We start from the raw sequence: 13,962 nt of genomic DNA on the forward strand, positions 1-13,962 counted from the left end.
CAGAACGCTTGCGGGCCATCGGCCATGGCCAACGCGAACGGATCGGCCTTGGTCGGGGCCGCGTCGTCGGTTTCTTTTGCGAGCTTAGGCCGGAACCGCCGATCCGTCGCCGCAACGAAACCGCCCAGCATCATCAACAGCGCACCCAACCAGATCCAGCGCACGAACGGTTTGATGTGCACGCGCACCGCCCAGGCGCCGTCGCCGAGCGGCTCGCCCAGGGCGACATACAGATCGCGGGTGATGCCGCGCGAGATCGCCGCTTCGGTCAGCACTTGCCCGCCGCTGACGTACGCGCGCTTTTCCGGATGCAGCACGGTGAGCACTTCATCGCCGTCGAATACGGTGACGGTGCCGTAATCGGATTCGTAGTTCGGGCCGATGCTGTGTTTGACGTGATCGAAGCGGAACGAATAACGCCCCAGGTCCAGACTCTTGCCCGGCGCCAGCGCGACTTCGCGCTGCACGCTCAGACCTTCCACCAGCAACGCGCCGATCAGGAACACGGCCACGCCCAGGTGGGCGAGGGTCATGCCGAGCATCTCGGCGGTGTAGCGGGTGCCGTTGCCGCGCAAGCGCGTCCACACGAAGCGCAAGGTGCCGGCCGCGACCCACACCGCGCCGCCGACACCGGCGGCGACCTTCAACGGCCCCTGCGGCGCCAGGAAATACCCGGCGATCGCCGCGCCCAGCGCCAGGCCGGCCCAGGGAATCAACATCGCCAGCGGCTTGGAGGCTTGCTCGCGCTGCCAGCGGAACAACGGCCCGAACGGCAGCAACAACACCAGCGGCGTCATCAGCAGCACGAACATCAACGCGAAGTACGGCGGGCCGACCGAAATCTTGCCCAGGTTCAAGGCATCGGCGAGCAAGGGATACAAGGTGCCCAGCAGCACCATCGCGCAGGCGGTGGTCAGCAACAGGTTGTTGGCGAGCAGCAGGGTTTCGCGCGAGGACAGTTCGAACGGCTTGCCCGGATCGCCTTCGCTGGACGGCGCGCGCAGCGCGTACAGCAGCAGCGAGCCGCCGATGACGATGCCGAGGAAAATAAGCACGAACAAACCGCGCGAAGGGTCCGCGGCGAAGGCGTGCACGCTGGTCAGCACGCCCGAGCGGACCAGGAAGGTGCCCAGCAACGACAGCGAGAACGCGGCGATCGCCAGCAGCAAGGTCCAGCCGCGGAAACTGCCGCGCTTCTCGGTCACCGCCTGCGAATGCAGCAGCGCCGCGCCGGCCAGCCACGGCATGAAGCTTGCGTTCTCGACCGGATCCCAGAACCACCAGCCGCCCCAGCCCAGTTCGTAATACGCCCACCACGAACCCAGGGCGATGCCCAAGGTCAGAAACGCCCAGGCGACGTTGGTCCACGGCCGCGTCCAGCGCAGCCAGCGCGCATCGACCTTGCCGTCGAGCAGGGCGGCGATGGCGAACGCGAACGGCACGCTGAAACCGACGTAGCCGATGTACAGCATCGGCGGATGGATGATCAGGCCGGGATCCTGCAGCAAGGGATTGAGATCGCGGCCCTCGGCCACCGCCGGCAACAGCCGCGCGAACGGGTTGCTGGTGAAGATCAGGAACGAGAGGAAGCCGATGCTGATCACGCCCATGACCCCGAGCACGCGCGCGATCACCTGCGCGGGCAGGGCCTTGGAGAATTTGGCGACCGCGCCGGTCCACAACGCCAGCACCAGCGCCCACAGCAGCAGCGAGCCTTCGTGCGCGCCCCACACGGCCGAATAGCGATAGCCCATCGGCAGCAGGGAGTTGCTGTTCTCGGCGACATAGCGCAGCGAGAAATCCTGGGCGACGAAGGCCTGGGTCAGGATCACGAAGGCGAAGCCGACCAGCAGCAGTTGCGAATACGCGGCCGGGCGCGCGATCGCCATCCACGAATCGATGCCGCGTTGCGCGCCCAGCAGCGGCAGCACGGTCTGCACGATCGACAGCAGCAGGGCGAGGATCAGGGCGATCTGGCCGAGTTCAGGCAGCATGGGACGTGACCTTGATCGGGCTCGGAGTTAGGAGGGGAGTGTTAACGGCAACAGCAAAAGCGAATCCCCCCCGGCCCCCCTTTTTCAAAGGGGGGAGGCCATCCTGTCGATTCGTCGCGACTTGGGCGCCCGCGTTGCACCGCGCACCCGTGCTGTTCCCCCCTTTGAAAAAGGGGGGCAGGGGGGATTCGCTCTTGCTCTCAACCCCGACAAACGCAATCAACGCGGAGCCTCCGCCCCGCCCGGCGCCGCCACATCGTGCTTCTTGTGCGCCTGGCCCATCTTGTCGGCCACTTCCTTGGGCATGTACGTCTCATCGTGCTTGGCGAGGATTTCCTCGGCCACGAACACATCGCCCTGCATCCGCCCGGTCGCCACCACCGCCTGCTTTTCGCGGAACAGGTCGGGCAGGATGCCGCTGTACTTCACCGGCATTTCCGCATCGCCGTCGGTGACCCGGAAGCTGGCGTCCATCGAACCGGATGCGCGCTTGAACGAACCGGCCGCGACCATGCCGCCGAGGCGGAAACGCGCGCGCTCGCTGGCTTCGCCGCGCAGGATCTCGCTGGGCGTGTACAGATAGGCGACATTGCGCTGCAAGGCGGTGGCGACCAGCGCGGTGGCGACGCCGGCGGCGGCGACCAGACCGAGCACCCAGAGCAAACGGCGGCGGCGGGTGGGGTTCATCGGCTCAACTCATTGCTGGAACGACGTGGCGCGGCGCGCGCCGCGCGCGAACGCGCGTTGCGCAACTCGCGGCGGATCTGCAGCCGGCCGGCGATGAAATCCCAAGCCAGCACGACCACGAACACCGCATACGCGGCGATGACATAGTTGCGGTATTCCATCAGCGCGCGTCCTCGGCGGCTTTGCCGGAAGCGGCGGCCGCGCCGGCCAGATCGGCCACCCAGGCCTTGCCTTGTTCGCGGCGCAGGTTGTCGGCGCGGGCGCGGGTGAGCAGGGCGCCGACGAACCACAGCTTGGTGCCGATCACCATCCAGATCAGCGGCGCCATCATGCTCGGGTCCATGCTCGACTTGCCCAGCAGGCTGATGGTCTGGCCCTGATGCAGCGAGTTCCACCACACCACCGAGTAACGGATCACCGGCAACAGCGCGACGCCGACGATGGCCAGCAGACCGGCCGCGCGCGCGGCGGCGCGGCGGTCGTCGATGGCGTGGTACAGACCGATCACGCCCAGATACAGAAACAGCAGGATCAACTCGGTGGTCAGGCGCGGATCCCAGTCCCACCAGGTGCCCCACATCGGCCGGCCCCAGATCGAACCGGTGGCCAGGGTGATGAGGGTGAAGCCCGCGCCGATCGGCGCACAGGCCATGGCCAGGATTTCGCACAGCTTGATCCGCCAGATCATCGCGATCGCCGCATAGATCCCCATCAAGCCGTACACCGCCATGCTCATCCACGCGCTGGGCACGTGGATGTAGAGAATGCGGAAGCTGTCCTTCTGCTGATAGTCGGCCGGCACCTGGAACAGCGCCCCGTACAAGCCCACCGCCATCACCAGCACACCCAGGCCGTAGCCCCACGCCGCCCAACGCGCGGCGAAGCGGTCGAAGTAGGGCGGCGAACCGAGTTTGTGGAACCAGCGGACGAGTGGATTCATGCAGTGGTTCGTTCGAAGGTCTTGGCGTCTGGGTCGCGAGCGGCCTGGACGGTAGGGGCGCGGCAACCGGGCTGCCGCATGGGTCGAGATGCTTGAAGTTCCGACTACGCGGCGGCGCCGTCAGTTCAGCGCGATGCGGATCGCCGCCGCCGCCGCCAACGGAGCCAGCAGCAGCGCCACCACCAAGCCAGCGGCCAACAAAAGCAAAGCGCCGACTGGATCCAATCCCTGGGCCGAGCGGGCCACGCTGCCCGCGCCGAACACCAGCACCGGAACGTACAACGGAAGCGCCAACAAGGCCACCAGGATACCAGAGCGCCGCATCCCGACCGTCAGCGCGGCGACCACCGCGCCGAGCAAGCTCAGCAGCGGCGTGCCCAGCGCCAGCGACGCCAGCAGCACCGGCAGTTGTTCGCGCGGCAAGTACAGCAATTCGCCCAACAACGGGGTGGCGATCAGCAGCGGCAGCGAGGTCGTGGCCCAATGCATGAAGGTCCGCACCGCGACCAGCCAGCCCAGCGGTACCGGCGCCAGCATCCATTGTTCCAGCGAGCCGTCTTCGGCGTCGCCACGGAATAACGTATCCAGGGCCAGCAATCCGGCCAGCAACGAAGCCAGCCACAACACCGCGGCGGCGACCTTGCTCAGCGCGGTGCGGTCGCCGCCCAGCGCCAACGCGAACAGCATCACCACCAGCACGGCGAACAACGCCGGTTGCAGCGCGTCGCCGCGGCGGCGCCAGAGCAGGCGCAGGTCGCGGGCCAGCAGCGCCCGGGCCGAGCCGATCAGTCCCGGCATCGCCGCGCCATCGGCGGGGCTGTGAGGGTTCGATCCGGACGGCGCGTTCATGCCGGCTTCTCCATCACCAGCAAGCGCGTGCGCACCGGCGGCGCCGCGTACGCGCCGTGGGTGGTCACCAGGGCCGCGCCGCCTTCGCGCAAATGCGCCTGCACCATGCGATTGACCAATTCGATGCCTTCCAGGTCGAGGTTGGCGTAGGGCTCATCCAGCAGCCACAGCGGCGCCGGCGACATCCACAGGCGCGCCAGCGACAGGCGCTTTTTCTGCCCGGCCGACAGTTGCCGGGCCAGCGCATCCTCGTAACCGGCCAGGCCGACGATGGCCAGCGCATCGGCCGCTTGCTGGCTGCGCCGGCGGCCCTGCAGGCCGGCCAGGAAATCCAGGTTCTCCGCCGCGCTCAGATCGGCCTTGAGCCCGGTCAGATGGCCCAGGTAGGCGATCGCGCGGGCGCGGCGGGCCGGGTCGGAGGCGTGGCCGTCGAGCTCGATCGAACCGGCTTCGGCGCGCAGCAGCCCGGCCAGCACTCTCAACAAGGTGGTCTTGCCGGCGCCGTTGTCGCCCTGCACCAGCAAGGCCTCGCCGGCGTCGACGGCGAAATCCAGCGGGCCGAACACCGGTTCGTCGTTGCGGGTGAAGCGCAGGCCGCGCGCCTGCAGCAGCGGTGGGGCGATGGATTGCAAGGGCGGCATCGGTCTTGTGCGAACGGCCGACGGGGCCGGAGGAACGGCATTTTATGCGAGTCGCCGGGGTCAAAACCGCGAGCGCGGCTCGGGCCGCGCCGAAGCCGGCCCAAGTGAGGCCCGGGCAACCCACCACTTATATATGGAGTCGGATGCCGAGCGGGACCGAAGGCGGCCCGGCTAGTCGGCCACCCATTCGGTATGCGCGGCCGGCTGCGCGTCCGCCGGCCTGGCGATCAGCATCCGCAGCCGCACCGGCTCGCCGCGACGCCAGGCCAGCACCCCGGCCTGGCCGAAATCGCGGGCCAGGGTGTTGGCGACGGAGTCGTCCAGGTCGGCCAACAGCCAGCCCGGTTCGCGCCACTGGCCGGCTTCGTCCTGGGCCCAGGCGGCGTGGCGTTGCACCCCGGCCGTGTTCAGGCGCGCGACCAGGCGTTCGTCGGCGGCTTGATTGGCGCTGTCGGAATGCGGATGCGAGGCCGGGTTCCAGGCGCTCACGAACAGATAGCGGGCCGCCGGCCAGTACGCCTCCAGATCCCGCGCGGGGCGGCCGACCCGCAGCGGCAGCGCGTCGCCGTCCAGGGCCACCGCGTATTCCGCCGCGGCGTAGGCCAGCGCCAGTTCGGCAGCATTGACGACCTGCAGTTCGCGCATGCGGGCAATCTCCAAGGACGATCGCGGCGGTGCAAATCGGGCCGGCGGGCGGCCGCTGTCGACAGCAAGCCTGCGCCGCGCCGGGTTGTCCAGCCCGAAGCCGTCATATGCATATGGCTTGGCATCATCGCCGGCCGGCTCCAGTCTCACCGAGCGTAACCCACATTCCGTACACTCGGCGTCCTCGCAGACTTCCCGTTCTCCGCCATGACGTTAGCCACCAAGCTGCCGAAAGTCGGCACCACCATCTTCACCGTGATGTCGCAACTGGCGCTGGAGCACCAGGCGGTCAACCTGGGGCAGGGGTTCCCGGATTTCGATGTCCCCGAGCGCTTGATCGAAGCCCTCAACCGGGCCATGCGCGAAGGCAAGAATCAGTACGCTCCGATGACCGGCATCCCGGCGCTGCGCCAGGCCATCGCCGCCAAGACCGAGCTTTGCTACGGCTACCGCCCCGATCCCGACGCCGAGGTCACCGTGGTGTCCGGCGCCAGCGAGGCGATCTTCGATGCGGTCCAGGCGGTGGTGCGGCCGGGCGAAGAAGTGATCGTGCTCGACCCGTGCTACGACAGCTACGAACCCGCGATCGATCTGGCCGGCGGCCGCACCGTGCATGTGCCGCTGGACCCGCAGACCTTCGCCGTGGATTGGGACCGGGTGCGCGCGGCGGTCACGCCCAAGACCCGCATGCTGATGATCAACTCGCCGCACAACCCGTCCGGCGCGGTGTTCGACGCCGACGACATCGCCCGCCTGAGCGAACTGCTCGCCGACACCGGCCTGTGGCTGCTGTCGGATGAGGTCTACGAACACATCGTCTTCGACGGCCGCCGGCACGAATCGGTGCTGCGTTATCCGCAACTGCGCGAACGCGCCTTCGTGGTGTCCAGCTTCGGCAAGACCTACCACTGCACCGGCTGGAAGATCGGCTACTGCATCGCCCCGGCCGCTTTGTCGGCCGAACTGCGTAAAGTCCATCAGTACAATAGTTTCTGCAGTTTCGCCCCGGCACAGTGGGCGTTCGCCGAGATGATCGAAGTGGAGCCCGAGCACTACCAGCAACTGGGACACTTCTATCAAGACAAGCGAGACAGCTTTCGCGAGCAACTATCGACCACGCGATTGCGGCCCCTGCCGGTCCCGGGGGGCTATTTCCAACTGGTCGACTACTCGCAAGTCAGCGATCTGAACGATTTGGAGTTCTGCCGCTGGCTGACGGTGGAGAAGGGGGTTGCGGCGATCCCGCTGTCGCCCTTCTATGAGTCGCCGCCGCAGGGGCAACGTCTGGCAAGGCTGTGCTTCGCCAAGAATCGGGCCACATTAGATGCGGCTATCAAGAGGTTGGTCTCACTTTAATTGCATTCTTGCGATGGATATCTCATACCCACTTGTCGTAAGCTTCAGCTTCGGCCTATTCTTTGGGTACGAGTGTCACTAGCGCTCGGAAGAGTTAGTCGTTAGTAGGGGGAGTTCATGGACAGAACGATCATCGTGTGCCGCGCGTCCGGTGCGGCCATGTCGTCGCGACCCGGCGCAAAACGGGCTGCCGTTATGCGCCCGCACGCTCCAGGCGTGTCCTTTGTCTCAGTTTGGTCGGCCTTCGTTGGGTCGCCTCAATTCCCATAACACCGCGAACACGGTGCCCGGCGCCCGTGGCTGAACCAGCCCGAGCCCAGGCACTGTCCGGACGTCTGCGCGTACAAGATCAACCTATGGCAGGGGAAAGCGTGAGAAATTCAATTGCAATCAGCCCGCGTTTGTGGACCGCGATCGTTGTGGCGGTCGCGCTGACGGGCTGCGCCACTCGCCCGGCACCGGACTTCGGTGGCCGCTGGAAGCCGGTGAACCGTTACGCCGAGATTCCCGACGAAATTCCGCTGCACAAGTCGTACGTGTTCTATCCGTCGCCGATGGACGGCACGCTCAAGAACATGCTCACGCGCTGGGCCAAGGATTCGAATATGAAGCTGGACTACCAGCACTATTCGGACTTCACCCTGCATCAGGGCGTATCCCAGATCAACACCACCAGCCTGCCCGACGCGGTCGCGCAGTTGAACACCGCTTACGGCGGCCATGGCGTGGTGATCGCGCGCGAAGGCGACCAGATCGTAGTGCGTTCCGCGGTGTCGGCTCCGGCCGCCGCGGCGCCTTCGCCCTGATCGTCCGCTCGGCCGCGCCGGCGGAGACACCGCATCGACCGGGTCCGGATCCGGTCGGTGCGCAGCGAACTTCCATCGTTATGGATGCAACATAGATGTTCGGAAAAAAGAACGTAACTCCGCAGGTGGAGAACGCCGTCGCCAAGGCGGTGAATTTCGAAGTCACCGTCGCCGATCTGGCGCGGCGCAGCGAGAAGCGCGCCTGGATGGTCGCGTTCGCGTCCATCATCATGGCGCTGATCCTCGCGGGCGGGTACTTCTACTTCCTGCCGCTGAAAGAAAAGGTGCCGTACCTGGTCATGGCCGACGCCTACACCGGCACGGTGACGGTCGCACGCCTGCGCGACGACTTCAGCCAGAACAGCATCACCTCCAGCGAGGCGATCAATAAGAGCAACATCTCGCACTTCATCATGGCGCGCGAGTCGTACGACTACTCGCAGATCGGCGACCGCGACTGGGCGACGGTGTTCGCGATGGGCGCCCCGTACGTGACCCGCGCGTACGAAAACGTCTATCTCAAGTCCAACCCGAACAACCCGATCACCCTGTTCGGCAAGGGCAAGACGATCCGCGTGCGCATCCTCAGCATCCAGCTGCATGCCGGCGACGGCGCGACCAAGACCGCGACGGTCCGCTTCCAGCGCAGCCTGTTCGACAAGGAAAGCGCGCTGTCGCAGCCGATCGACAGCAAGATCGCGGCGATCGAATACACCTACAAGTCCAACCTGAAGATGGACGAGGCCAACCGGGTCCTCAATCCGCTGGGCTTCCAGGTGTCCAGCTACCGCGTGGACAACGACTACGCGCCGTCGCCGCCGGCCGCCTCCGAGTTCCCGGTCGGCCCGGCGCCCGCCGCCGCGCCTGCAGCGGCCACGCCGCCGACGCCCACGATCGATCCGGCCACCGGTCTGCCCGTTCCGGGCGCGGTTCCGGCTCCGGCGATCGACCCGGCCACCGGCCAGCCGATTCCCGCGGCGGCACCGGCGCCCGCCGCGTACCCGCCTGGCACCGCACCGCAACCCGGTGTGGCGCCGCAGCCCGGCGTCGCGCCGGTCCCGAATCCCGCCAGACCGGCCGGCGCGCCGGCGGCACCTGCACCCGCACCGACCGGTACTGCGAATGGAGTCAGCACCCGATGAACTGCTTGCGTAAACACAGTCTGATCGCCCTGTTTTTGTTGGCGGTCTCCGGTCTGGCCCTGCCTGCCTCGGCGCAGGTGGTGCAGGAGTATGAGTACGAAGCCAACCGCATCTACCAGGTGCGTACCGGCTTGGGCATCACCACTCAGATCGAATTGAGCCCCAGCGAAAACATCCTGGATTACAGCACCGGCTTCAGCACCGGCTGGGATCTGAGCCGTCGCGACAACATCTTCTATTTGAAGCCGAAGAACGTCGACGTCGACACCAACATGATGATCAGGACGACGACGCACTCGTACATCCTGGAGCTGAAGGTGGTGGCGACCGACTGGCGCGTGCTCGAGCAGGCCAAGCAGGCCGGCGTGCAGTACAAGATCAAGTTCGTGTATCCCAACGGCACCGAGTTCTCCAAGGCGCAGGAAAGCACCGAGCAGGTCGCGACGGAGTTGAACACGACGCTGGACAAGAACCGCGTCTACAACTTCGATTACCAATACTCCAGCCGCAAGAAGCAATCCTGGCTGGTGCCCAGCAACGTGTACGACGACGGCCAGTTCACTTACGTCAAGATCAGCGGGCTCAAGAATTTGCCGACCGGCAATTTCCCGGCGGTGTTCGGCCGCGAGCGCGAAGGCAGTGAAGACTTCGTCGTCAACACGACGGTCGAGGGCAACACCATCGTGATCCACGGTACGTATCCCTACTTGATCATCCGTCACGGCAATAACGTCGTCGGTCTGCGCAGGAAGAAGCAGAAATGAGCCAGAACATGCCTCCCAATCAGCCGGGTCAGCCCGACAACGGCACTCCGCAGGAAGGCGGCAGCTACGGCTACGCCGGCTCCAATCCCTATTACGGCCAGCAGGGCGGTCAAGCCGCTCAGCCCGACCTGGACGCCAACGCGCCCCAGCTCAAGAGCACCGACGTACAGCGCCTGAATCGCAAGGCCCTGATGTTCCTCGGCGCGATCGTGCTGCTGTTGCTGGTCGGCGCCTTCTTCCTGCTCAAGAGCGCCACCTCGGGCGAGGAAGAGGTGAAGAAGGTCGACGAAGAAGTGGTCAACGTGCCCGAAGCACCGGTCGGCGCCCAGCCGCCGCCGTTGCCGCCGCTGCCGACGACTCCGCCGGATCCGATCGACGTGGTCCAGCCGCCGGCCGCGCCGCCGCCGTCGGCGTCGGGCCAGCAGCAGGATTACGCCGCCGCTCAAGGCGAAATGCGCGACCGCGGTCCGTCGTTGCTCGAACGCCGGATGGTGGGCGAGGGCGGTGGCGCTGGCGGTGGACAGGGCGGCAGCGAGGATCCCAGCATCGCGGCCGATCAGCAGTACATGGCTTCGTTGATCGCCCAGCAACAGGGCGGCGGCGCGGGGCCGGCCAAGGTCGAGCGCCCGGAAGTGGCTTCGGCTCAGCCGCTGTACAACCCCGACACCCTGCTGCTGCGCGGTACCTACATCCGCTGCGTGATGGAAACCCGGATCGTCACCGACATCCCCGGCTTCTCCTCGTGCATCGTGACCGAGCCGATCTACTCGGTGAACGGCCGTCGCCTGCTGCTGCCGAAGGGCTCCAAGGTGTCCGGCCGCTATCAGGGCAACGCCGGCGACCTCAAGCGCGTGGCCGTGCTGTGGGATCGCATCACCACCCCGACCGGTCTGGACGTGAACATGGCCAGCCCGGGTGTCGACAACCTCGGCGGCGCCGGCGTTCCGGGTCAGTACGATGCGCACTGGGGCAGCCGCATCGCCTCGGCGCTGCTGATCAGCCTGATCAGCGACGCATTCAAGTACGCGGCGGCCGAAAACGGTCCGGAGAGCACCACCGTCACCAACGGCGGCACCGTGATCACCCAGCCGTACGAGAGCAACACGGCCCGGTCGATGGAGCGTCTGGCCAATCAGGCGTTGGACAAGAGCTTGAACCGTCCGGCGACGATCACGGTCAATCAGGGTTCGATCGTGAACATCTACGTCGCCAAGGACGTGGACTTCTCCTCGGTCCTGCGTTGAGCGGGCAAAGCGGTCACAGGCGATGGATTCAGATAATTCACCGATAGCGCAGGTTTCCAACGACTTCCTGGAGTATCAGTACCAGGTGCTCGGCATTCACGAGTACATGAGCTCCCCGGACGTCACCGAAATCTGCATCAACCGGCCGGGCGAGCTGTACCTGGAAACCCGCGCCGGCTGGCAGCGCCTGGAAGTGCCGAGCCTGAATTTCGATCGGGCCCGGCAGTTCTGCACCGCGGTGGTCAACGAGAGCAACACCGGGCAACGCATCACCGATGCCGACCCGGTGGTCTCGCTGACCTTCCCGACCGGGCAGCGCGCGCAATTCGTGATTCCGCCGGCCTGCGACGCGGGCAAGGTCTCGATCACCATCCGTCTGCCGTCCAAGCACAGCAAGACCCTGCAGCAGTACCAGGAAGACGGCTTCTTCGAGCAGATCCTGGAGAGCACCGCGACGGTCAGCGAGCACGACCGCGAGTTGCTGGAGATCCGCGCTCAGCGCAACTACGCCGAGTTCTTCAAGAAAGCGGTGCAGTACAAAAAGAACATCGTCGTTGCCGGCGCCACCGGCAGCGGCAAGACCACGTTCATGAAATCGCTGGTCGGTCACATTCCCGACTACGAACGTCTGGTCACCATCGAAGACGCGCGCGAGCTTTTCATCACTCAGCCCAATGTCGTGCACTTGCTCTACTCGAAAGGTGGACAAAGCACGAGCAACGTTACGGCCAAGAGTTGTATGGAAGCCTGCCTGCGCATGAAGCCGGATCGGATCATTTTGGCCGAGCTGCGTGGCGACGAGTCCTTCTACTTCATCCGCAATTGCGCGTCCGGTCATCCGGGGTCCATCACCAGCTGCCACGCTGGCAGCACGGCCCAGACCTGGGACCAGCTTTCGCTGATGGTGAAGGCCTCGGCCGAGGGTTCCGGCCTGGAGTTCGCGGTGATCAAGCGCCTGTTGATGCTGACGATCGATATCGTCGTCCACATCAAGGCCCACGCGGGGCAGCGCTACATCACCGGCATCGACTTCAGCCCGGAGCGCCAGCTCGCCGCGAACTGACGGCGGGCGGGCAGGGGTTCGTTGACAAAGCTGGCTGGAACGTGAATGATTACCTCGGCGATTTGGGTTCGCAGCCTTGTCGCTATCCGTTTTATAATGGACAGGACACCACGCCAAGGCTGGCACAGGGGGGGACTAGGGAATGTTGCCCGGTATTGAACTGACAAATTGCACGGGCTTGGCGGTTCCGCACGAAGTGATGCATCACGTCGTGCGCGTGGAATCGTCTTTCAATCCCTATGCCATCGGCGTAGTGGGCGGCCGTCTGGTGCGTCAGCCCAAGAACCTTCCCGAAGCCATTTCCACCGTGCGCATGCTGGAACGGCGCGGTTTCAACTTCTCCCTCGGCGTCGCCCAGGTCAATCGTTACAACCTCGGCAAGTACGGCCTGGACTCCTACGAGAAGGCCTTCGACGTCTGCCCGAACCTGCAGGCCGGCTCGCGCATTCTCGCCGAGTGCTATTCGCGCTCCCAGGACTGGGGCAAATCCTTCAGCTGTTACTACTCCGGCAACTTCGTCACCGGTTTCCGCCACGGTTACGTGCAGAAGATCTATGCATCGATGCGCAGCAACCAGGCCGGCGCCTCCGGGGTCGACGCCATCGCGGTAGTGGGCGATCCCAAGCAGCCGTCCACCGGCGCGCCCACGATCCCAGCCATGGCTCCGGCCGTCTACGCGCCCGCGCGGCGCAGCGCGTCTTCGCGTACCGAGGCCTTGATCGCTTCGCGCGCGCGCGAGCCCGATACCGCCGCGACCCAGGCCGCCGCTTCGGCCGCGATGCTCGCCGCCTCCATTCAGTCGTCCAATCTCGCCGCGAACCTGCCGATGGCCGCCGCGGCAGCGCCGGCGCCCGCGCCGGCTCCGATGCTTCCCAATATGGCCGCGGCCGTTCCGCAGCTGTCGCAGCCGGTTACCGTTTCGCTCACGCGCGGCCCCGCCGCCGCGCCGCCGCGAGCACCCGCGCAGCCGCCGTCCCAAGGCGACCAGGCGTTCGTTTTCTAGTCGATCCACCGTAGTTGAATCCGTTTCCAGATCAGCAACCGTATCGATACGAACCGTTTCCCCTCCACCGACGCACCACCCACGTACGTAGCTTCGACTTCGCCCACTACAAACAGAAGGGATATCTCATGAACTCCAACATCTATTTCAAGAACTTCCTGTCGGCTTTCGCCATGGCCGCCACCTTCGTCGTCCTGCTGATGCTGCCGGAAGTCGGCTTCGCTCAGACCGACGCCAAGGCGCGCGTCACCAGCTTCTTCGGCAACCTGAACTCGCTGCTCAACATCGCTTCGGTCGCCATCGTCACCATCGCGGTGATCTTCGCCGGCTACCAGGTCGCCTTCGCCCACAAGCGCATCACCGAAGTGGCCTCGATCCTCATCGGCGGCTTCATGATCGGCGCCGCGACCCAGGTCGCCAAGATGCTGATCCCGCAGGACGCCAAGCTGGGCGAAGAGGGCGTCAAGATGGGTATGTACGTCGTCAACTCCTTGATGAACTATGCATAAGAACGTGCTGTTTCGGGGCTGTACGCGCCCGCCCATGTTTTTGGGCGTGCCGTACGTCCCGTTCATCTTCGGCGCAGGCACCTGCCTGCTGCTGACGTTCTATATCGACATGTTCTGCGTGCTGCTGTTGCCGGTCGTCATCTTCATCATGCGTCAAATGGCGCGTCGCGACGAAATGATCTTCCGCCTGCTTGGTCTGCGCCTGCAGTTCCGCCTGCGAATGCGCAACCTGCAGCAGCACCAGGGGATGTGGGTGTTTACGCCCAATTACTATCGCAACCCGGGCGACAAGAAAAGCTGATGCTGACCGCAGCCGCCA

At 65.6% G+C, this 13,962-nt stretch carries 15 protein-coding genes and 1 pseudogene; 9 read left to right on the plus strand and 7 right to left on the minus strand.

Annotated features, from left to right (window positions below):
- Positions 1–59: 59 nt before the first annotated feature.
- The 7 genes and pseudogenes from V7787_RS11615 to V7787_RS11645 form a co-directional block, all read right to left on the minus strand.
- A pseudogene (locus tag V7787_RS11615) lies at positions 60–1,994 on the minus strand (heme lyase CcmF/NrfE family subunit); the annotation flags it as partial.
- 219 nt (positions 1,995–2,213) lie between these two features.
- Complete coding sequence (ccmE, locus tag V7787_RS11620) at positions 2,214–2,681, minus strand: cytochrome c maturation protein CcmE (RefSeq protein ID WP_336088280.1); 468 nt, start codon at positions 2,679–2,681, stop codon at positions 2,214–2,216.
- Positions 2,678–2,842: a heme exporter protein CcmD gene (gene ccmD / locus V7787_RS11625; RefSeq protein ID WP_336088283.1), complete on the minus strand. Its 165-nt coding sequence runs from the start codon at positions 2,840–2,842 to the stop codon at positions 2,678–2,680. Before ccmD ends, ccmE begins: the two co-directional genes overlap by 4 nt.
- Complete coding sequence (ccmC, locus tag V7787_RS11630) at positions 2,842–3,621, minus strand: heme ABC transporter permease CcmC (protein ID WP_336088285.1); 780 nt, start codon at positions 3,619–3,621, stop codon at positions 2,842–2,844. The genes ccmD and ccmC overlap by 1 nt, the downstream gene beginning before the upstream one ends.
- 120 nt (positions 3,622–3,741) lie before the next feature.
- Positions 3,742–4,419 carry a heme exporter protein CcmB gene (ccmB, locus tag V7787_RS11635; RefSeq protein WP_336088321.1) on the minus strand — a complete coding sequence of 226 codons (678 nt, stop codon included), beginning with the start codon at positions 4,417–4,419 and terminating at the stop codon, positions 3,742–3,744.
- Between the two features lie 47 nt (positions 4,420–4,466).
- Positions 4,467–5,111 (minus strand): heme ABC exporter ATP-binding protein CcmA, encoded by a 645-nt coding sequence (gene ccmA, locus V7787_RS11640; RefSeq protein ID WP_442965310.1) that lies wholly within the window; start codon positions 5,109–5,111, stop codon positions 4,467–4,469.
- 171 nt (positions 5,112–5,282) lie between these two features.
- Complete coding sequence (locus V7787_RS11645) at positions 5,283–5,756, minus strand: DUF3293 domain-containing protein (RefSeq protein WP_336088289.1); 474 nt, start codon at positions 5,754–5,756, stop codon at positions 5,283–5,285.
- Between the two features lie 207 nt (positions 5,757–5,963).
- Between V7787_RS11645 and V7787_RS11650 the strand changes: the two genes are divergently transcribed.
- The 9 genes from V7787_RS11650 to V7787_RS11690 all read left to right on the plus strand — a co-directional run bounded on the left by V7787_RS11650 (position 5,964) and on the right by V7787_RS11690 (position 13,944).
- A complete protein-coding gene (locus V7787_RS11650; protein WP_336088291.1) occupies positions 5,964–7,112 on the plus strand; it encodes a pyridoxal phosphate-dependent aminotransferase in 1,149 nt (382 codons plus the stop codon).
- Between the two features lie 371 nt (positions 7,113–7,483).
- Positions 7,484–7,918: a hypothetical protein gene (locus tag V7787_RS11655; RefSeq protein ID WP_336088294.1), complete on the plus strand. Its 435-nt coding sequence runs from the start codon at positions 7,484–7,486 to the stop codon at positions 7,916–7,918.
- A 95-nt stretch (positions 7,919–8,013) separates the two neighbouring features.
- The gene (locus V7787_RS11660) at positions 8,014–9,060 is read left to right on the plus strand and encodes a virB8 family protein (RefSeq protein ID WP_336088296.1); all 1,047 of its coding nucleotides are present in this window, start codon (positions 8,014–8,016) and stop codon (positions 9,058–9,060) included.
- A complete protein-coding gene (locus V7787_RS11665) occupies positions 9,057–9,824 on the plus strand; it encodes a TrbG/VirB9 family P-type conjugative transfer protein (RefSeq protein ID WP_336088299.1) in 768 nt (255 codons plus the stop codon). Before V7787_RS11660 ends, V7787_RS11665 begins: the two co-directional genes overlap by 4 nt.
- The gene (locus V7787_RS11670; protein WP_336088302.1) at positions 9,821–11,068 is read left to right on the plus strand and encodes a TrbI/VirB10 family protein; all 1,248 of its coding nucleotides are present in this window, start codon (positions 9,821–9,823) and stop codon (positions 11,066–11,068) included. The genes V7787_RS11665 and V7787_RS11670 overlap by 4 nt, the downstream gene beginning before the upstream one ends.
- A 22-nt stretch (positions 11,069–11,090) precedes the next feature.
- Positions 11,091–12,131 carry a P-type DNA transfer ATPase VirB11 gene (gene virB11 / locus V7787_RS11675; RefSeq protein WP_336088304.1) on the plus strand — a complete coding sequence of 347 codons (1,041 nt, stop codon included), beginning with the start codon at positions 11,091–11,093 and terminating at the stop codon, positions 12,129–12,131.
- 142 nt (positions 12,132–12,273) lie between these two features.
- A complete protein-coding gene (locus V7787_RS11680; RefSeq protein ID WP_336088307.1) occupies positions 12,274–13,134 on the plus strand; it encodes a lytic transglycosylase domain-containing protein in 861 nt (286 codons plus the stop codon).
- Positions 13,135–13,262: 128 nt separating this feature from the next.
- A complete protein-coding gene (locus V7787_RS11685) occupies positions 13,263–13,643 on the plus strand; it encodes a TrbC/VirB2 family protein (protein WP_336088309.1) in 381 nt (126 codons plus the stop codon).
- Positions 13,636–13,944 (plus strand): type IV secretion system protein VirB3, encoded by a 309-nt coding sequence (locus V7787_RS11690; RefSeq protein ID WP_336088311.1) that lies wholly within the window; start codon positions 13,636–13,638, stop codon positions 13,942–13,944. The genes V7787_RS11685 and V7787_RS11690 overlap by 8 nt, the downstream gene beginning before the upstream one ends.
- Positions 13,945–13,962 lie beyond the last annotated feature (18 nt).

The organism is Pseudomonas sp. CGJS7 (assembly GCF_036961695.1).